The sequence below is a fragment of the Paenibacillus silvestris genome (assembly GCF_009882985.1).
Classification (GTDB): domain Bacteria; phylum Bacillota; class Bacilli; order Paenibacillales; family NBRC-103111; genus Paenibacillus_E; species Paenibacillus_E silvestris.
Genome location: NZ_WTUZ01000020.1, coordinates 176344 through 197248, shown reverse-complemented (window position 1 = coordinate 197248; position 20905 = coordinate 176344). Strand labels below are relative to the sequence as shown.

Genomic DNA, 20905 nt, shown 5'->3' with positions numbered 1-20905 from the left:
GGGGTGAATATATGCAAAATCTAACGAAAAAAGAATGGGCAGTTCCTACATTAGAAGTTCTTGATGTAAAGATGACAATGGCAGGACCAGGAATTCATCTTCCTGATGCGGTTCAACCGGATCCAACAGAAACAGTTCACTATAGCTAATCACTACTAACTTAGAAAAGTGGTACCTATTGCCCTTATACTGTGACAGGTATAGGGGCTTTTATTAAAATATTGTGCGTCAAGACTCGAAACATTTGGAGTGAGAATAATGATAGAAACCATAAATAAGGTCGTTTATAAAGCTTTCGGGTTGTACATAGCCAGCGAAGTATTGCTGCCTGAGTTAGCGCAAGCAATGAGTCCTGATGAGCCGATAAACGTTGCTATTGAAATAACAGATTTGACGGACTTGTGGGATCAATCAGGCAGGCAGAATGACATCTATGTAGTGAAACAGAACTTTTTTATGTTTCAAGTAGCGGATACAGGTATATTCGCCATACAGAACGGAGACACCATTCAAGTCTCGCCAATAGCTGGAGCTGACGAGGCTAAGATTCGGTTATTTCTACTCGGTTCATGCATGGGTGCTTTACTTATGCAGAGGAAAATCCTCCCTCTCCATGGCAGTGCTATTGCCATTGACGGCAAGGCGTATGCCTTTGTCGGACATTCAGGAGCAGGGAAGTCGACCCTGGCATCGGCTTTTATTAACAAAGGATATCAATTGCTGAGCGATGATGTCATTGCTGTCACTTTTACGGAAGCTGGGATTCCGATGGTTATGCCATCTTACCCTCAGCAGAAGCTTTGGCAAGAAAGCCTAGTGGAATTCGGTATGGAGTCAAGCAATTATCAATCGATCTTCCAGAGAGAGACGAAGTTTCTGGTTCCAGTATCCGATCATTTTTTAGCCGAACCAATCCCGCTGGCAGGGGTGTTTGAACTGAGACCAACGGATAATGATCAGGTCGCTATGCTGCCTATTGAAGGATTATCACGGCTCAGCACCTTGTTCTGTCAGACATTCCGAAGTTCACTCCTAGCGCAGCTGCAGCTTCTGGATTGGCACTTTGAGACCGCCGTGAAGGTATCCAAACACATACTCATGTATCAATTGCATCGACCCAATACAGGGTTTACAGCTCCGCAACTCACATCCTTAATACTCGAAACCGTCCATGAGGGGGAATAGTAAATGATTAAGAATCCACATCTCACACTGCAGACTGGGGTTGTACAAGAACAAGGTAACATCGTTAGTGATATGGACGGTGACAAAGTCATGATGAACATTACAAACGGGAACTACTATAACCTTGGCCAGATAGGTGGCCGTATATGGGAACTTATTGCCGCGCCCGTTTCAGTAGGAGAAGTCGTGAGTACCCTCATGACGGAATATGAGGTCGAACAATCCGAGTGTGAGGAACAAGTTTTTTCATTTCTGAAGCATCTGTTGGACCAGAAGCTTATCCAGATTGGTGATGAGCTGTGAATCGAGTCAAAGCTATACTTTCACTAGATTTACCAACGATGCTTCTATTCGTAGAGGCCTTGTTTTACTTGGGCTGGGCTCGTATTTTAGTGAAACTCCCGTTCACCAAGGTGGCTCCTTCGCTCGGAATGGCGATGCATGAAACATCTACAACGCAAGTGGAAACGAATCGAATCATCCTGCGGCAAATATCCAGTGCGATAGACATTATGAGCAAGTACACGCTCTGGGACAGTAAGTGTCTTGTAAGGGCTATAGCAGGGATGAAAATGCTGAATCGGCGCCAGATTGAAAGCACTCTGTATTTGGGGACAGCGAAAGATGAATCCAAGAAGATGATTGCACATGCATGGCTGAGAAGCGGACATTATTATGTAACAGGCAAAGAAGGAATGGAGAAATTTACTGTCGTTGGCAAGTTCGCCAAAACGAATCCATAGCGGCAAGGGATAGGGAGTTATACGATGGGAATGGGAACTGATTGGAACTTGGATTTAGCAGTCTTGCCGAATGAATTGAAAATGCTGCTCTTACTCGTGAAGAATGAAAGCGAGGGAAGCAAAACTCCGCTCGTCGAAGAGCAGTTTTATGGCACAGATTGGAACCTCTTCTTGGAACTAGCGCGGCATCATCGTGTCTATCCCTATATATTCAATCAAGTGAAAACGATGGATAGTTTCGTACCTGCCTACGTGATTCAAGAGCTGCGCCATGAATATCAGCGTAATACGTTTCATATGCTGCGTTTAAGCGGAGAGATGGAGCAATTCTGTAAATTACTATCCGACAATGAGATTAAGGTCCTACTACTTAAAGGCCCAGCGCTCGCTGCAGACTTGTATGGTGATCTATCCAAGCGAACTTGCAGTGATTTGGATGTGCTTATTTCCATAGATGATTTGGAGCATACACATGAATTACTGGAAAGTGGCGGATACGTAAGAGATGAATACTTCTCGACGGTTTTGAATGACTGGAAATGGAGACATCATCACATGACCTATTTCCATCCTCAGAAGAAAATTAAGCTTGAAATTCATTGGAAACTGAATCCCGGCCCTTCATTTGAACCAGCCTTCAACGAATTATGGGCAAGGAAGAGGCTTAGCACATTAACAAGTTCTCCTGTGTATATGCTGGGTCATGAGGATCTCTTTATGTTCCTTGTTTCGCATGGTGCACGTCATGGGTGGTCAAGGCTTCGCTGGTTACTGGACATGGATCGTATCCTAAGGATTCATCACGGCTGGGGAAGACTAGGCTTTCTTTTAAAAAAATATCAGCTAAAACATGTAGGAGGGCAAGCACTTCTATTATCCTCTGAGTTGTTAGGAACTCCTATGCCTATGGAATTTAGCTCACTAGCCGCCAGTAAACGAGCTAAACAATTAGCGCAGGAAACTTTGTTCTATATTAAACAAATGATTCACCTGCATAATGAACCTTTGCCTGATGATGTTGCGAGATATCATAAACGCCACTTGTTCAATTTAATGTCCTTTCAGTTAAAGCTGCTGCATGTACTAAGTTTTCTATATCCCTATCCAATGGATGTGGAAATAATGCCGTTGCCAAAGAGCCTCCATTTCTTATACTTTCCTCTGAGACCTTTCTTGTGGATCTGGAGAAAAACGCGGAAACAGGCATGGCTATAGGGGGAAACACAATGGGCTACATCATTCATTATTTAAAAAAGCTATATGCTTATTCAGGTAATAAACTAATTATTAGTGTCATTGGCATGGTAGTCATTAGTTTACTTGATGGTGCGGGTGTATTTTTGCTGCTTCCTATCATAAGCGCTAGCGGCATTGCCAGCGTAAATACAGGTGCATCTCCGATTGCGGGCCTCTTGACCTTTCTGCAAAGTTTTCCTAAGGCATTAGGATTGCCCCTTATTCTCGGGATGTTTGTTGTCTTGATGCTTGGTCAAAATTGGCTGCAGCGGTTTCTCACCATTAGAGAAGCAACCATTCAGCAGAAGTTTCTCCGTCACCTACGATTGGACACGTATACAGCTTTAATGCAGTCGAATTGGGTCTTTTTTATAAAACGTAGAAAATCAGATCTCATTAACTCTCTAACTACGGAGCTAACCAGAGTGGGATTCGGAACAACGTTAATCCTTCAACTCATTGCTTCTGTCATCTTTACATTGATTCAAATCGGTTTAGCTTTCTGGCTATCTCCGGTCATGACGCTCTTTGTTCTGGCCTTCGGTTTCATCCTCACCTTATTTTCTCGTAGATTTATCAAAAGCGCGAAATCCCTTGGTGGGCAAACCTCCGAATTGTCACAAAGCTTTCTTGCTGGAATTACGGATCAGCTTGGAGGCATGAAGGACATTAAAAGCAATACGCTGGAGGGATCCAGGCTAGCTTGGTTTCACTCCCTAACTCAGAAAATAATGAATGAGCAGGTTGATTATATAAAGCTAAGATCAGCTTCCCAATTTTTCTATAAAGCAGCCTCTGCGTTATTAATTGCTTCCTTTATTTATCTCTCTGTCACCTTGTTTCACACGAAAGTGGAGCAGCTCTTGTTGATTATTGTGATTTTCTCCCGGCTGTGGCCACGTTTTACAAGCATACAGTCCAATATGGAGCAGATTGCTTCTTCCATTCCTGCCTTTCGTTCACTACTGCAATTGCAAGAGGAATTTGCCAGTGCTAAGGAGTTTCATACCGAGAATAAACAGGATTCTCAAGCGATATCTCCGATAGCTGTGAAATATGGCATCGAGTGCCGGAATGTGTCCTTCCGTTACAATCGGAACGAGCCTACATATGCACTAACGGACATTAACCTCCATATCCCTGCCTTGCAGATGACAGCAATTGTGGGTCGTTCAGGTTCCGGCAAAAGTACCCTAGTCGATATCATTATGGGACTTATGCAGCCCGAGGTCGGTCAGGTATTGATTGATGGGGAGCCGCTTCAGGACGACAAGATCTTGTCCTTACGTAAATCCATCAGCTATGTTTCACAGGATCCTTTCCTATTTCATGCAAGTATTCGGGAGAATCTGTTGATGATTAGTCCAGAGGCATCTGAAGGGCAGATGTGGGAAGCACTGGAGTTCTCGGCTGCTGATGAATTCGTCAGGAAGCTCCCTCAGGGGTTGGATACAATCATCGGTGACCGGGGCGTACGGTTCTCTGGTGGAGAACGGCAGCGGCTTGTGCTCGCCAGAGCGATCTTGAGAAAGCCGTCCATCCTAGTGCTTGATGAGGCAACGAGTGCTTTGGATACAGAGAATGAGGCAGGGATTCAAGAGGCACTAGATTTGCTCAAAGGAAAAATAACGCTGGTCGTTATCGCTCACCGCTTATCAACCATCCGAAATGCTGATCAAGTGATTGTTCTCGATCAGGGAAGCGTTATTCAGCAAGGAGATTACGATCAATTGGCTGCAGAACGTGAGGGACAGTTTTCCAACTTGTTGGGTAACCAATTAGTGGTTAGTTCTTAGTTAAGAATTAAGACTGTGTAAAAGTTCTCTAATGAAGGTTATTAAGGTTGACATGTTCTTTATAAAGAACTAATATAGAGAATGAGCAGATGTTCTTTATCAAGAACTATGCTGCCTTAGACACAGGCTGTCGGATAAGGGAGATTATGAAATGACAATTCCAATTAAAAGGGAAAAGAGCTATATTCAATATGCATAAAATACTGATTACTGTCTATGACATGGAAATTGGCGGAATCGAAAGAAGCTTAATCAACATGCTCGAAAGCTTCGATTACGATAACTATGAAGTGGATTTATTTATCTGTCATCATTCCGGTGATTTCCTTAGCTTACTACCAGAGAAGGTTAATCTACTGCCACAGATATCTAAATACTCAGTATTTAGAAAATCAATGATTGATTGTCTAAAAGAAGGGCATTTCTTGGCCTTATTTATTAGATTACTGAGTAAAACAATGGCATCTATGAAAGCTAGAGCTAGACGATTAAAAGAGGGCTCTGGTTATATTCAAATGCAGCTAGATCTTAAATACAATTCCTATGTGCTGCCTAGGTTAAAGCAGAATTACGATTTGGCCATTAGCTATGCCTGGCCTCATGACCTTGTGGCAAATAGGGTATCCGCGGCTAAGAAAATAGCTTGGATCCATACAGACTACAGCGAGCTAGAAATAGATAATAACATTGATTTAGTTGTTTGGAAGAAATTCGATGTTATAGCTTCCATCTCGGATGCCTGTACAGATGCATTTCTAAATACATACCCTTCCCTACAAAATAAGATTAAGCTTATTGAGAATATTACTTCACCTAGCTTTATTCGAAAGATGGCGGAAAGTGAAATCCCGTCAAATGAAAGATATCAAGATAGCTTTACCATCGTATCTGTTGGAAGACTGTCTTATGTTAAAGGTTTTGATATGGCTGTCAAAGCATTGAGACTGTTACATGATAAAGGTCTAACCCAAATAAAGTGGTTAATTGTCGGGTATGGTGGTTACGAGGATGAACTTAAACAGTTAATAGCCAATAACCATTTAGAAGAAAGCTTCGTGTTACTAGGTAAGAAAGTAAATCCATATCCTTATATTAAGGCATGCGACTTGTACGTCCAGCCCTCCAGGTATGAAGGCAAAGCAGTGACGGTAACTGAAGCGAAAATACTAGGTAAGCCGATCTTGATTACCAATTATACAACAGCGAGCAGTCAGATTGAGGATGGAGTAGAAGGTTTGATTTGTGAGTTAAGTGTTGAAGGGATCGCAGCGGGGATAGAGCGATTGCTTGCGGATAGTAAGTTAAGAGCTAGCTTTGCTAACAAGTGCGCGCAAACGGATTATAGCAATAACGATGAATTGAATAAACTATATAACATAGTGCATGTATCAGAGCAGAACTATGTCATGAAGGAAGTGACAGTATGAAGGTTTGTACAATTACTTGCCATGATGTTTATAATCATGGTGCTTCGTTGCAGGCCTATGGGTTATTGAAATACCTGAAGAATAGCGGTCATGAAGCAGAAATCATTGATTATAAACCTGATTATTTAAGTAATCATTATAATTTATGGAGCGTAAGTAACCCTAGATGGGAGAAGAACTTCGCCACCAAGTATCTTTATTTAACCTTGAAATTACCAGGTAGATTGCGAGAACGAGCTAGGAAAAGGGCATTTGATAAATTTAAAGATGATTACTTACGAATTACAGAGAACAGATATGAATCCAATGAGGAATTAAAGAACAATACTCCTTACGCGGATGCCTACATATGTGGCAGTGATCAAATTTGGAATTGTTTACATAAGAATGGTAAGGATCCTGCGTTCTACTTAGATTTTGTTCCAGATAAAAAGATAAAGGCCTCATATGCTGCAAGCTTCGCGACAGACACCATTTCCTCCGAGTATCAACCTGTTGTCAAACAAAGAGTTGAGAAGCTAGATGCTATCGGTGTGAGAGAGAAGAGTGGCGTTGAAATCCTAAATAAGTTGAACATCCAGAAGGCCAATCACGTTGTTGATCCCGTGTTCTTGTTAGACAAGAATGATTGGAACGACATGTGTAAACAGGAATTCCAAGAAAAATACATACTCATATACGATTTTGATAACAGCAGCCTGATTAAGAAAATAGCTTTGGAAATTGCGAAGGAAAAGGGGTATAAGATTTACACGATTTATTCAGGCAAGCTTAAATATGCGGATAAGTACTTTACATTAGATGGGCCTGAGACCTTTGTATCTCTTGTCAGAGACGCACAATTCGTTATATCGAATTCGTTTCATGCTGCTGTTTTTTCCGTTCTTTATGAGAAAATGTTCGTTATTGTGAACAGAAATGAAGCAATAAATACAAGAATGAGAGATTTGTTAGACGATTTACAGTTAAAGGATAGGCTTGTTGACGAGAAATACAACTTAGACAAGGTACTATCAGTAATTGATTATAAAGAGAGCAATGCGATATTACACGAAAAAATTAGATTTTCAAAAAAATATTTGCAGGATGTACTTGCCATTCAGAAATAAAGTGAGAGGACTCATGTATGAAAAAGATCCTTTTTGTCATTGATTCCTTGCACAGCGGGGGAGCTGAGAAAAGCTTAATATCTTTACTTTCCTTATTTGATTATGAGAAATATCAAGTGGATTTGCTTATGTTTTCACAGAATGGATTGTACCTCCCACTTCTACCTAAAGAAGTTAATGTATTAGATGTGCCTGCTTATATGCAAGGACAGACGAACGGAGTTAAAAATCTAATTATTAATAGAAAGTTCAAAGAGCTGTATTTAAGATTTAGAGGGTCAATTGCGCTGAGAAATCCATATAGAATTAAAAAGATGCATGGAGCACAAATCAGCTGGGACTGGACATCTAAGGGAATCGATAATTTAACAGAAAAATATGATGTAGCAATAGCCTACAGTCAAGGGACACCAACTTACTTTGTTGCTGAAAAGGTCATTGCAAATAAAAAGATTTGTTGGGTTAATACGGATTATAGAGTTGCTCCGTACAATAAGAGCTTTGATCTCGAGTACTATGAAGTTTTTGACTATGTTACTGCTGTATCGGAATTAAACAAAGAGGTATTCGTTCAAGAAATGCCAATTGCCAAAGGTAAAACTAATGTTGTATATGATATTATCTCACCGAATTTAGTTACTTCAATGGCTAACGATCAAGGTGGTTTCACAGATGAATATGATGGAGCACGGATATTAACCATTGGAAGATTGGTAGATGCTAAAGGCTACGACATGGCAATTGAAGCTTCTTATAAATTGAAAAATCATGGGTTTAAACACAAGTGGTATGTAATTGGTGAAGGGCAATTGAAGGAAAGTTTGCTAGCAATGATTAGGAAATATGAGTTAGAAGATACATTCATTTTTTTGGGAACTTTTCATAATCCGTATGTGTATTTAAAACAATGTGATATTTATGTCCAACCATCGAGATTCGAGGGATTTGGTTTAGCTATTGCAGAAGCCAAGATACTGGAAAGACCTGTTGTTGCCACAAACTTCACTGTTATTCATGGTCAGATTAAGGATGGCGTGAACGGATTAATTGTAAATATGAACTCTGATGATCTGTTTGTTGGTGTAAGTAAAGTTCTAGCTGACAGCAGCTTAAGAGAGCATATTCGCGGGAATCTAAGGAAAGAAAGCATCGGTACGGAAGATGAAATAAATAAAGTGTACGCTATGATTGAGTCATAACTAAAGATGGTGAGCTATGAATGAGAGTCCGTAAAGCAAGTATTAACGTTATCGTAAATTTACTAACCTTTATGCTAGGGTTATTGCCATCTTTTATTGTGAGGAAGGTATTTTTAGATTCACTAGGAAATGAATTATTAGGGCTGACCTCATTGTATACCAATATCATTGGCTTACTCTCCATTGTTGAACTTGGTATCGGGAGTGCCATCATTTATTCCTTATATAAACCTTTTGCTGATAACCACCAGGTAAAGGTTAATGGGTATTTGCAGTTTTACTCTAAATTCTATAACGCTGTTGGAGTCATCATCTTAGTACTTGGTGTAATCGTCTCTTTCTTTTTACAATTTTTCATTAAAGATCAAATTAACATTCTGGATGCACAGCTTTATTTTCTATTATTTTTAATAAATACGATAATAAGTTACTTTTTTTCTTATAAGATATGTATCCTAAATGTGGCGCAAGATGGCTATAAAGTCGCAATAGGCACTACGGCAAGCAAACTAGTCATGTCCTTATTACAATTGGCAATGTTGAAGGTGTACCCGAGTTTATATGTGTTTTTAATTATTCAAATCATAGTTAGTTTACTGTATTTCTTATTTATGAACTTATACATTAAGAAGAAATATCCTTGGATTAATCAGACAGCAGGGAAAATAAATACAGAAGAAAGAACGTCGCTAATTAAAAATGTCAAAGCACTATTCATGCATAAAATCGGCGGTATTTTAGTTTTAGGAACAAGTAATGTTGTCATTTCTGCGTTTATCAATCTTACGGTAGTAGGCATATTTAATAGCTATAGTATGATACTTGGTGCCGCTCAAGGGCTAATTTCCAGCTCGCTTTCTGGTGTGTCAGCTAGTGTTGGCAATTTGCTAGTGGAAGAGGATAAGAGTGCGGCATATAAAGTGCATAGGAAGCTATTTTTCCTAAGTTTCTGGTTAGTTTCTTTGGCAAGCATTTCATTACTGAATACAGTTCAGCAATTCGTGTTGCTGTGGTTAGGCGAGGGTCAAGTACTTGATCATCTGAGCATTATCTTGCTAGTGATAAACTTCTATTTCTTTTTGATGCGGGGATCTGTTGAGCGCTTTAAAGAGGGTGGGGGAATTTACGTTCAAGATCGATATGCACCATTAGCGGAGGCGGCTATAAATTTAGGTGCGTCCATTATTTTGGTTAAGTTAATTGGCTTACCTGGTGTACTTTTAGGGACCTTATTAAGTAATGTGACCGTTATTTTCTGGGTAAAGCCCAAAATGGTCTATAAGTATATTTTCAAAGTTCATTTAGTTGAGTATTTCAAAATGTATGCCAAATACCTGCTCATTGCTTGTATTCCTCTAACCCTTACTTACTTTGTGACAATGCCTTTGAAAGATACGAAAAGTATCTATGCGCTTATGGGGAACTGCTTGATCAATCTTGTACTGATTAATGTTGTTTATTATTTGATATTTAGGAAGAACGAAGAGTTTGCTTATTTTAGAGGGTTGGTAGGGAAGTTAGTTGAATCATCGAAAGTTCGAATTGGCTCAGTACGTATGAAATTTAAAAATTTATAGTTATTTATTGTTTCTCATTCTCAGGGGGTGAATGACATGACATCATTAGAAGTAAAGAGTAATAGTAGATTTCCAGAATTAGATTTTATAAGAGCAATAGCTGTAATAGCAGTTATTGCTATTCATGTGACCAGCATTACCTTGACGAAAATGCCTGCGGACCAATTCACATTTATTTCAAGCATTGTGATAAATCAACTGAGTCGCTTTTGTGTGCCGGCATTTTTATTTGTTTCTGGTGTGTTAGCATATCAAAGCTATATGAAGAACAGCTATTTGCAATTAATTAAAGGGAAAATCAAAGATTTAATTGTTCCATATCTAGTTTGGACTAGTTTGGGCTTAATCTTTTTCCTCTCTTATTCTAGTAATTATAAAGGCATTATTATGATTTTTTTAACCGGTAATGGACCATTCTACCAGCTTTATTACATTCCTTTACTGTTCCAGATGTTTATTTTCTTGCCATTGATTATCAAACTAGCTAGAAGTAAAAAGGCAGTAATTAGTTTACTGCTTATTAATATTTTAATGTATGTTGGATATCAAATATTAGTGGTGGGGGCTGTTTTACCCAAAGATTTAGTTGGATCCGCGAGCTCAATCCTGCAATCTACATTTATTATTTGGATGAGTTACTTCTGCTTAGGTGTGTATGCAGCACAATATTATTCAAAGTTACTTGAATTTATAAAATCAAAGTCATTAACTATTTTTATTGCTATTTACATAGTGTCTGCTATTGCTTTAATCATGGATACCTTACTAAGCTTTGGAATTGAAAAGCAAATGGAATTAATGGGTTATTTCAGATTAACTGTCATGATCTATTCTTTTGCGTCTATGGCACTGATCGTAAAAATAAGTATGACATTGCGAAATCAACCCAAATATATAACGTCTATTTATCGAAATTCTTTTGGTATTTATCTTATCCATGTCGCGATTATCAAGGTTGTTCTTATTGTCTCATCCCTATTGTTCACTAATCTTTTATTTATAGTGCTTACTACACTCCTAACATTAATTGTCTCTTATTGGTTCGTTGAACTTATCAAGATGACTCCTATTTCAACCGTATTTCTCGGGCAAAAAAGCAATAGAAAAAAACATGTTCCTGTTGAGCCTCTAATTAATAGATTGGATAGCTAACACGGTACCTGCGAAATTATATTAATTGGGGTGTTTAATGAAAACGCGGTTTGAAGAGCTTGATTCATTAAGAGGTTTTGCAGCAATCTTCGTTGTCTTTTCGCATATGTATTTGATAGTTCCCGGAGATAAGTTTTTAAAAATTTTTTTTGAGTACAGTCCATTTCGTTTATTAATCTCTGGTGGAGAATCGGTTGTGTTATTCTTCGTATTAAGTGGATTTGTGCTATCTTTACCGTATTTTAATAATAAACAATCCAATTATTTTACATTTGTTGTAAAAAGAGTTTGTCGGATTTATCTTCCGTACTTATTTATGCTAGTTGTTGCAGTTGGTTGTAGATTGCTTTTTTATAATGGGCAATTAAAAAGCTATAGTGGATGGTTCAATTCATATTGGGTAACATCAATAAACTCCGAAGTGATAGGGAATCATGCTATCTTAATAGGAACATTTCTTAGCAATATTAATCCTGTTATATGGTCTTTATTACATGAAATGAGAATATCACTCATATTTCCATTTTTAATGCTACTGATAGTCAAAATGACCTGGAAACAGGGAGTAGCTATGAGTCTAATATTTAGCTTGATTGGAATTATGATTTATCATCTATCGAATCCTGCTAATACGGGAACAGAACTTGTAGCTACAATTAATTACACGGCTATGTTTGTAATAGGGGCATTACTTGCTAAATACAGAGTTGCTATTACAAATAAATTTATGCTTCTAACCAAAAAGTTTAAGATCATATTATTCGTAATGGGCCTTTTCATCTATTTATTTTTCCATCCCTCTTTTGGAATTAAATTATTTCTATATCCAGGGATTTCGCCATTTTACAGAACGGTTATTGACTCTTGGGCAGTAACAGGCGGAGCTGTTATTTTAATCGTTTTTGCCCTGAATTCAAGTCTTTTTTCTAGGCTGCTGAGGAACTATCTGATTAACTACTTAGGTAAAATATCATATAGCTTATACTTGATACATATTGTAGTTTTATTTACAGCTGTTCAAACATTGCATAGTATACTTCCGTTATGGTGTATTTTCCTTCTTACATTAATTGTTAGTTTAACTATCTCAGTGGGCATGTATCACCTGATAGAAAGGCCATCAATTCAATTAGGCAAGGCGCTAACAAATAATACATTCAGAGGATCAAAACTTCGATTTAATAATGAAACTAAAAAAGCAATTTAATTAAGTTGAAAAAGTTAATACATTCATTTCTCATGGGGGTCTTTTGTGAATAATCGATTTGATGAATTAGATTCTTTGAGGGGTTTAGCAGCTTCTTCTGTGCTTATTTCTCATTTATTCCTCGCTATTCCAGGAGCTTATTTTCTTGAGAAGTTTAAGAATACCCCCGTGCATTCATTATGGGGTGGGCATGAGGCGGTAATCTTATTTTTTGTGCTTAGTGGCTTTGTGCTTTCGTTATCCTATTACAAAGATAAAGCTCCGAAGTATAAAGATTATTTGATAAAAAGAATATGCCGAATTTATTTCCCATATTTGGCGTCAATATTGCTATCCATCATCCTAATGAGTATGTTTTCGCGAATGCCATTAGTTGGGTTAGATAAAGCCATAAATAATACATGGCTAAATACTTTTACAATGGAGTCATTAATAAATCATGTTATCTTTGTAGGTGACTTCCAAAGCCAAATGTATAATCCTGTTGTATGGTCGCTTATTCACGAGATGAGGATATCAATCGTTTTTCCCTTATTGATGTATTTTTTAGTCAAACTCAACTGGAAAAAAAGTATAGTAATAGCCCCGGTTTGCACGGTCCTCTATTTTGTTATTTGGTATTTCGTTTTTAAGGTTTTCCATGCTAATCCAACTTATCTGATTACCTTACACTATGTTGGATTCTTCATACTTGGTTCTCTAATAGCTAGACATAGAGAGTACCTTAAGAATTTATATACTAATTTCTCGAATATAATAAAGATAATTGTACTGCTTGCAGCAATTCTTTGTTATACGTACACGTGGTGGTTCTTACCTAATGTAGTATATGCACATCTAACAATTATTAATGATTGGTTTATTGCTTTAGGCGGTTCAGTCTTCATAGTGTATAGCAATAATACAGCTATGATTAAGAGGTTGCTACTTTTTAAGCCAATACATTTTATAGGAAAGACCTCCTACAGCCTTTATCTCTTCCATTTGCCAGTCTTCCTAACTTTAATCAATATATTTTACGGAAAAATACCAACTTGGTTAATACTTATTATTTCGTTCATCGCATCCTATGTCTTCGCTGGAATCATGTATTACTTAGTCGAGAAGCCATCAATTTTATTGGGTAGAAGACTAACAACAAATAAGAATAAGTTAACTTTAAATAGCGGTCAATTTAATGAAATAAAAGTCAAATTGTATAGGTAAACAAAGATTCCCCCACTGGCCGTATTGGCTGGTGGGGGAATTTTATTTCAATTCTACAGGGATAACTCTTGATTCTTTTCTTTCGTATCGTTCGTTTTTAATTTTAATTTTGCTACATTAAAGATATTGTTTGAGATCGTGTAGGCTGGCGCCCCAGTTCCTGCTTCTATTGAGTCAATCCCAAATAGTGCTTTATTAGCAATTAATGTGCTATTCCTGATTGTAAAGGATTTAACTTGTGTTGGTTTAGTTGAACCTCCTAATGATCCTATTTTAATATATGGTGTATTGTTAATTGTAAGATTTTTAGCGGTTAGTGTACTGTTTAGCAGCGATAACTGTTTTGCTCCCTGCACATAAATCGCGGCCGCGTAACCAACATCTTTAGCAATATTAAATTTAGAATTATTAAAGGTGATATCTGGTTCCCCATATAAACTATTCATTGTAAATATCTTACCTAAAGCACTAAATGAGCAATTGTTTAAAATAAATTTACCGGATTGATTAATGCTTAAACCTACAGATTCGTTATTTGTCGAAGAGAATTTGCAATTATTATAGGTTCCAGCAGGAAGGGTAGTACCATTAAACGCATTATAATCTTGAATATCGAAGTTATCATAGATATTTTGATCTGTTCCTTTTCCACCTAGCGTTGAAAGCTTGGTTAGTCCTTGAATGGTAATATTCGAAAGGTGAACAGGACGACTCCCTATATTTAAAGAAGTTGAAACGGATACATCCGTATTGGTCATAGTTATATTTTCTACTTTTGATCCAAAGGAGTCCGTATTATTCAAGTTTAAATTACTATTGAGGAAAGTAGCATTGGTTAATGTATTAGTTGTTGCATTTAGATTAACTTCGGCATTCGTGAATGTGTTTAAATTCGCAGTTCCAGTACCTCCCATTGTAAGTCCACCATTGTTGAAGGTATTGTTGTTAACAACTGTATTTGGAAAGGCGTTATAAGTATATACTCCTTTACTACTCTCAAATAAGTTATGGCTTATTGAAGCCGTGTCCCCATCAGCGAATACAATGTCTCCACCTTTATTGTTATAGAAGTGATTATTACTAATAGTAAGGTTCTTGTTTGGGTAAAAACCTGCAGCTTCTGCATCAATTCCAAATTGTGGCGCAGTGCCGCTTATGTCATGAATTTTGTTATTACTAATCATAATTCCATCTACTCCGACAATTGAAATTCCTTGCCTTCTATTAAACGCTATCTCTGAATTAGTAATGGTCACATTTCTAGAAACATCGTTGCTAAACAATTTGACAAAAAACTTAGCGATAGTAGTAGAACTAAAAACTGGATAAAAGCTCTTGGCATCTTGTGGAATCTGAACGAGATCCATTCCAAATCGGACTTGCTTCACTGAAGATAAATAAGTTCCATCGTTTTTATAAAAATAGACATCATATTTATTGCTCGCAACGCCCTGTGGTTGTTCAAAAGCAAAGTACTTTCTCCCCTTGTAATTAGGATTTGAGAAGTCCATTGCGGTTTTAGGCCTAATCTTTGTTGTCGAATTAATAAATCTTCCTGAACTATCAATATCGCCATAAAGATAGTCTTTCCCGTAGGTACCTGAGATTCCAGGATTTGAGCCTGCGATTGTAATTCCATCACCTGTGAAGTTAATTGTTTTAACAGTATCAATAGTTAAGTTATAGGCTCCTTCTACGAATATTCCGCTACCAAACTCGTGAGTCCCTACGCTGCTTGCATCGTCTTTCTTGTTATAATTATGAGCATCTCTATCTCCTTGATAAGTACCGCCTTTAATTGTTGCCTGATTAACGCCATAGCCAACGTATAAGATTCGATACTTCTCATAACCATTCGTTTCTTTTTGAATAATGGCTAAGTCATCAAGTAAGAAAGTCATATTACTAACCATATTAATTTGAGCCTGCGGATCATTAGGACTACTTCCTTTGCTAATTAAATATTTACCGGCAGGAACTTTAAATACTTGATATCCTTGCTCGCTGGACCATTGCAACGCTTTATTTATACCGGTAGTTGTTTCGATTGGATGCGTTCCGTCATTAGATATATTCCAACGTGAAAGTTCTAAGTTGTAGGTTCTCGTTGTTACCGATTGTGTAGAATTGTCTAGAGGAACGGCTTCAACAAGTAAAGATTGAAAAGAAAGTATGAAGAATGTTAGAACTATTAGTACCCTTTTAATCATTTGCTTACCATCCTTGTGAGTTATTTAAATACAGGTATCATTGTACACTTAAAATTGGAAAAAAAGTCATGGGAAGGCATGAAATGGATTTTGAATTTTTAATGTCAGTATACTGCGGCATAAGACCAAATATAAGTATTTTGTAACCATCTACTTAACTATTGAATATTCTTTGATAAGGAGGTGTTTAATAGATGGCAGATGCAGGAACTACTTACATGATTGATTTAGCGCGTTGGGGGATTAAGAACGATGGAACGGATGCTGTGAAAACAAGTAAGGGGATAAATGATGCATTAAAATATTCGTTTGATCAAGGTTATACAGAAGTATCATTGCCAAAAGGAATATATTTAATAGATGTAAATAATCCTATTGAACCTCAAAGCTTTATGACCTTTAATCTCAATGGTTCGACATTAAAGTTGCAAGCAAACGGGGCATTAAATTACGCAATTATTTTATTACAAAGAAATCAACAGTTCTGTAGAATTACCAATGGAAAAATAGAAGGCGATAGAAATGAGCATGATTATACAACTATACCGGGTACTCATGAGGGAGGACATGGTATTAAAGTAAGTAATACACCGCTCGTTGGTTCAAATATTAGATTCTTATTTATTGATAGTTTAGAGATATATAATTGTACAGGTGATGGTATTGCCTTAGGGAGTCTTTATGGTCAAATTCCAGGTTATAATTTTGACGGTAAATTTGAGTCAGGCGGAATTAGCTTAACAGATGGTAAACCAGTGGTTGATGATACGAGAATTAGAAATACCACAGTAATAGATCTGAATCAAGCCAATATTGCAAAGTGGGGTTATTTTGGGTTGTATGGGGGGAGTTACGGAGGATTAGGTGCAGGAATAATCTCCAATTTGTATGATCTAGTATTTTATAAAAAAGATAATACATTTCATTCATCCAAAATAAATATACAGTTTTTCGACGAAGTCGAAGTTCCGGTAGGGGCTAGTTATGCAAAATTTATTATCCATCAGAATACAGTTCCTCCTATTGGACAAAGCTCAATAACTTTAAAAGTTGTTGAATTTGCGAAGCAGGTATATATCGAAAAAAATAATATACACGATTGTAGAAGACTTGGAATAAGTGTAACTGGTGCGAAATACGTGTACATTAAAGAGTGCGAAATTCATCATATCAAAGGAACGGCGCCACAGGGTGCAATCGATATTGAAGATATGTATGATTTTAATCAATATATTTATATTGAAAATAACAATATCCATGATAACTCAACATACAACATAATTGCTGTAGCTGGAAGGCATATAAGCATAAACAATAATGCTGTTAGCAGCGGAACATTTGCACTCAATGAGAATGTTGACAGTGCAATAGTTAGTGGAAATGATTTCAGGGATATCGGTGGTTTAATTGCAGCTGAAGTTATTTTTTCAAACAATCATATGTATGGGTCCAAAATAGTTTTATCGCAAAGTAGTAGAGAAGCTCTGGTTAGTCATTGCTATTTCCACAACAGTCCTTTAAATATTAGTAGAACAAAACCTTATAGTGTTCAAGTGGATAGTTGCAGGTTTATAAATGATATTGATTTCAATAGCACATTTTCTAATCTAGGATCAACGTTACTATTTTCTACAGAACCACAAACTCTTTCTAATTGTTTTATTGAGGGTAGTGGTGCAAAAGGTAGCGGTTTAACTTGGGTGTCAAATGCAACAAAGAACGGATGGCAGTTTAATCATGTATCTTTCGTAAACACTAAGCACGATCAGAATATAGTTACTGGTTTGCCTCCGGGGAATTATTCAGATTGTACGTTTAAGAATTCAGGCCCAATCTCAACGATAAATAATTCTCAAGCAGAATACCAATTTAATAATTGTTCATTTGAGTGGGATGGATATACACTGCTAACAATTGATCAAAACAAGAAGAATGCATTACTTGATTTTAGCGATAGCTACTTTGTCAGTAAAGAAAGCACAGCGTTACTTTTTAGAGATATGGGTGGTGAAGTCGTATTGAGTCATAATACGTTTAACTATAATCCAACGAATACGGGAACAATAATTGATTTTTGGTGGCCTACTTTTGTCGCTAAATCATTCATGATGGATGGTAATATGATGAAGTCGACTAAAGTTATGAAAGCAATAAATGCAAGCGATCCCAAGTCAGCATTAACTGAAATATTATTTAGCAATAATGTAGTAAAGATAGCCAAGATAGAACTACTAGAACATCAAAATCATGTAAAGTTAAACAACTATATAGATGGTATTGTGGATCCGTATTATAAACTTGCTAGTCCACCCACTTCTGGAAGTTATAGACGGGGCCAAATCATTTATAACACCACTCCACTTACTGGCAGTTATATTGGATGGGTAGCTACAGTGTCCGGTACAGCAGAGGATACGGCATGGACGGCGGACACTTCATATCCGATAAATACCTATGTATTTGCAAACGGGAAAGTTTATAAATCTAATGTGGCAGGTAAAAGCGGTAAAGTACCACCTTCGCAAACCAGCGGTACTTCAACAGATGGAAGCATAATATGGGAGTACGTTGATTTGCTAGCAGAATTCAAGCCATATGGATTAATAAGCTAGAGGAATACTAGCACAGAGGCCACCATAGTGTGGCCTATTTTGATTTATCAATGAGCGTAGCAAGCAAGAGGATTTGAAAACGATGTTGACATGTTCTCTATAAAGAACTAAAATGAACGTATATAGTTGTTCTTTATTGAGAATTTTATTGTTATTCATAGCGTTGTATTCAAAAAAATTTACCCCGTCGTTCTTAATAACATACAACCTTCGGTGATGCCTCCTAACCGTTATCAACGGGGGCACTCGGCCATGCTGTGGGTTGAATCGACCTTAGACGCGAGTCGTCAAAAGTGTGGTGCGAGGTGGGGTTAGATGCCCCTAATAAGATTAAAGGATTTAATTATATGGTCTTTTTACAAAGGCCTTATACTTAAGAACTTTAATGAGAGGGTGCATGCATTTGTCGTATAGGCAAAGATTATCTTTATTAGTCTTCATTGACTCTTTTATTGTTTTCACTTCCATTTTCTTCAGTCGTTTTTTATTAAGCGCAGATTTTGACGTTATCACGTTGCCCTTAGTTGTTAGTTCCATTACCTTGCTGGTTAGTCATCATGTATTTTCTTTCGTGTATAAGCTATATAAGAAAGCTTGGGAACATGCGAGCATTGGGGAACTCATTTTTATTGTGAAAGCTACCACCTACTCGTTAATTACCGTTGCTTGTGTTCAGCAGTTGATCATTCATGATATTTATTTCCGGTTGCTTGCGGTGACATGGATGCTGCATATGATTCTTATTGGTGGCTCTCGCTTCTGTTGGCGCATTATTCGTAATACATATATCAAGAAATCAGTGGTTAAGAAAAGAACCTTGATTGTTGGTGCTGGATCAGCTGGGACTATGTTGGTTAGGCAGCTTTTTAAAAATAACGATGCTGAAATGTTTCCTGTAGGGTTTATTGATGACAATGTAAAAATTCATAATCTTGATATCTTGGGGATTCCTGTAATTGGGGGAATTGAGCGTATCGAACAAGCGGTTAAAGAACTGAATATTGATAACATCATCATTGCTATTCCATCACTAAGTAAAAAGGAATTAAACCATATCTTCCAGGAATGTACGAAAACCAACGCAAAGACACAAACACTCCCCAAGTTAGAAGACCTGGTATCGGGAAAACTCTCGGTTAATCACTTTATGGATGTACAGGTAGAGGACTTATTAGGCCGAGATCCAATTGATTTGGATATTGAGAGTATTTCAGGATATATCACGAACAAAGTGGTGTTGGTGACTGGTGCTGGTGGGTCGATTGGATCTGAAATTTGCCGGCAAATCTCCAAGTTTACTCCTCAGATGCTAATTCTATTAGGACATGGCGAAAACAGTATTTATTCCATTGAAATGGAATTAAAAGATTTGTACGAAGCTGCTTCCATTGAGTTCATTACGGAAATCGCTGATATCCAGGATGTTAAGAAGATGATTTCGATCATGAACAAATATCATCCGGACGTCGTCTATCACGCCGCTGCTCATAAGCATGTACCTCTAATGGAACGTAATCCTGAAGAGGCATTTAAGAACAATGTGATAGGTACGATGAATGTAGCTATTGCAGCAAGCCAAAGTGCGGTAGATACGTTTGTCATGATCTCCACGGATAAAGCTGTTAATCCAACAAGCGTCATGGGAGCCACCAAAAGAATGGCTGAAATGGTTATTCAGGATATGGATCGAAACAGCAGCACGAAGTTCGTGGCTGTACGTTTCGGCAATGTGTTAGGGAGTCGTGGCAGCGTCATTCCTCGATTTAAGCAGCAAATTGTAAAAGGTGGTCCGGTGTCTGTTACTCATCCTGATATGATCCGCTACTTTATGACGATTCCAGAAGCCTCCAGATTAGTGATTCAAGCAGGTGCCTTAGCCAGAGGCGGGGAAATATTCGTTCTTGATATGGGAGAACCTGTGAAAATTGTTGATTTGGCTAAAAATCTGATAAAGCTATCAGGAAACTCGCTAGAAGAAATAGGCATTGAATTTACTGGTATGAGACCGGGGGAAAAGCTTTTTGAAGAGTTGTTAAATAGCGATGAAATCAATGAAAAACAGGTTTATCCTAAGATTTATATCGGGAAAACATCAGAATTGTACATGGAAGAAATAAAAGAAATGATATCCAACTATACCACACTAGATAAAGAAAACTTAAGATCTCAGTTGCTAAATCTAGCAAATAGTCAAGTCATTTCAATTCCCAAAAAATTAATTTCAATTGTATAAAGCTGTTAATTAC

General features: G+C 37.4%; 16 protein-coding genes. 15 read left to right on the top strand and 1 reads right to left on the bottom strand.

Translation table 11 applies throughout. The annotated features are described in order from the left end of the window. Positions 1 to 11: 11 nt before the first annotated feature. The 13 genes from GQF01_RS16310 (at position 12) to GQF01_RS37100 (ending at position 13837) form a co-directional block, all read left to right on the top strand. On the top strand, positions 12 to 149 hold the full coding sequence (locus GQF01_RS16310) for a paeninodin family lasso peptide (RefSeq protein WP_161407803.1): 138 nt from the start codon (positions 12 to 14) through the stop codon (positions 147 to 149). 109 nt (positions 150 to 258) lie between these two features. Next, on the top strand, positions 259 to 1185 hold the full coding sequence (locus GQF01_RS16305; RefSeq protein ID WP_161407802.1) for an aldolase: 927 nt from the start codon (positions 259 to 261) through the stop codon (positions 1183 to 1185). A 3-nt stretch (positions 1186 to 1188) separates the two neighbouring features. After that, positions 1189 to 1488, top strand: coding sequence for a lasso peptide biosynthesis PqqD family chaperone (locus GQF01_RS16300; RefSeq protein WP_161407801.1), 300 nt, complete (start codon positions 1189 to 1191; stop codon positions 1486 to 1488). Positions 1489 to 1526: 38 nt separating this feature from the next. Further along, positions 1527 to 1928 carry a lasso peptide biosynthesis B2 protein gene (locus tag GQF01_RS16295; protein ID WP_161407800.1) on the top strand — a complete coding sequence of 134 codons (402 nt, stop codon included), beginning with the start codon at positions 1527 to 1529 and terminating at the stop codon, positions 1926 to 1928. Between the two features lie 30 nt (positions 1929 to 1958). Further along, entirely contained in the window at positions 1959 to 3143 is a 1185-nt protein-coding gene (locus GQF01_RS16290; RefSeq protein ID WP_161408219.1) for a nucleotidyltransferase domain-containing protein, read from the top strand. Positions 3144 to 3154: 11 nt separating this feature from the next. After that, the gene (locus GQF01_RS16285) at positions 3155 to 4960 is read left to right on the top strand and encodes an ABC transporter ATP-binding protein (RefSeq protein WP_161407799.1); all 1806 of its coding nucleotides are present in this window, start codon (positions 3155 to 3157) and stop codon (positions 4958 to 4960) included. Positions 4961 to 5151: 191 nt separating this feature from the next. Continuing rightward, the gene (locus GQF01_RS16280; RefSeq protein ID WP_161407798.1) at positions 5152 to 6387 is read left to right on the top strand and encodes a glycosyltransferase; all 1236 of its coding nucleotides are present in this window, start codon (positions 5152 to 5154) and stop codon (positions 6385 to 6387) included. Further along, positions 6384 to 7496 carry a polysaccharide pyruvyl transferase family protein gene (locus GQF01_RS16275; protein WP_161407797.1) on the top strand — a complete coding sequence of 371 codons (1113 nt, stop codon included), beginning with the start codon at positions 6384 to 6386 and terminating at the stop codon, positions 7494 to 7496. The genes GQF01_RS16280 and GQF01_RS16275 overlap by 4 nt, the downstream gene beginning before the upstream one ends. A gap of 17 nt (positions 7497 to 7513) precedes the next feature. Next, positions 7514 to 8695 carry a glycosyltransferase gene (locus GQF01_RS16270; protein WP_161407796.1) on the top strand — a complete coding sequence of 394 codons (1182 nt, stop codon included), beginning with the start codon at positions 7514 to 7516 and terminating at the stop codon, positions 8693 to 8695. Between the two features lie 20 nt (positions 8696 to 8715). Next, complete coding sequence (locus GQF01_RS16265; protein WP_161407795.1) at positions 8716 to 10272, top strand: lipopolysaccharide biosynthesis protein; 1557 nt, start codon at positions 8716 to 8718, stop codon at positions 10270 to 10272. Between the two features lie 36 nt (positions 10273 to 10308). After that, positions 10309 to 11424 carry an acyltransferase gene (locus GQF01_RS16260; RefSeq protein ID WP_161407794.1) on the top strand — a complete coding sequence of 372 codons (1116 nt, stop codon included), beginning with the start codon at positions 10309 to 10311 and terminating at the stop codon, positions 11422 to 11424. 37 nt (positions 11425 to 11461) lie between these two features. After that, the gene (locus GQF01_RS16255) at positions 11462 to 12631 is read left to right on the top strand and encodes an acyltransferase family protein (protein ID WP_161407793.1); all 1170 of its coding nucleotides are present in this window, start codon (positions 11462 to 11464) and stop codon (positions 12629 to 12631) included. Positions 12632 to 12676: 45 nt separating this feature from the next. Beyond that, a complete protein-coding gene (locus GQF01_RS37100; protein ID WP_161407792.1) occupies positions 12677 to 13837 on the top strand; it encodes an acyltransferase family protein in 1161 nt (386 codons plus the stop codon). Between the two features lie 53 nt (positions 13838 to 13890). Here GQF01_RS37100 and GQF01_RS16245 read toward each other — a convergent pair whose 3' ends face one another. Beyond that, a complete protein-coding gene (locus GQF01_RS16245) occupies positions 13891 to 16047 on the bottom strand; it encodes a right-handed parallel beta-helix repeat-containing protein (RefSeq protein ID WP_161407791.1) in 2157 nt (718 codons plus the stop codon). 194 nt (positions 16048 to 16241) lie between these two features. On the opposite strand from GQF01_RS16245, the gene GQF01_RS16240 reads away from it, so the two are divergent. Both GQF01_RS16240 and GQF01_RS16235 read left to right on the top strand, forming a co-directional pair. Next, the gene (locus GQF01_RS16240) at positions 16242 to 18659 is read left to right on the top strand and encodes a right-handed parallel beta-helix repeat-containing protein (RefSeq protein WP_161407790.1); all 2418 of its coding nucleotides are present in this window, start codon (positions 16242 to 16244) and stop codon (positions 18657 to 18659) included. A 403-nt stretch (positions 18660 to 19062) separates the two neighbouring features. Beyond that, the gene (locus GQF01_RS16235; RefSeq protein ID WP_161407789.1) at positions 19063 to 20892 is read left to right on the top strand and encodes a polysaccharide biosynthesis protein; all 1830 of its coding nucleotides are present in this window, start codon (positions 19063 to 19065) and stop codon (positions 20890 to 20892) included. The last annotated feature ends 13 nt before the right edge of the window (positions 20893 to 20905 follow it).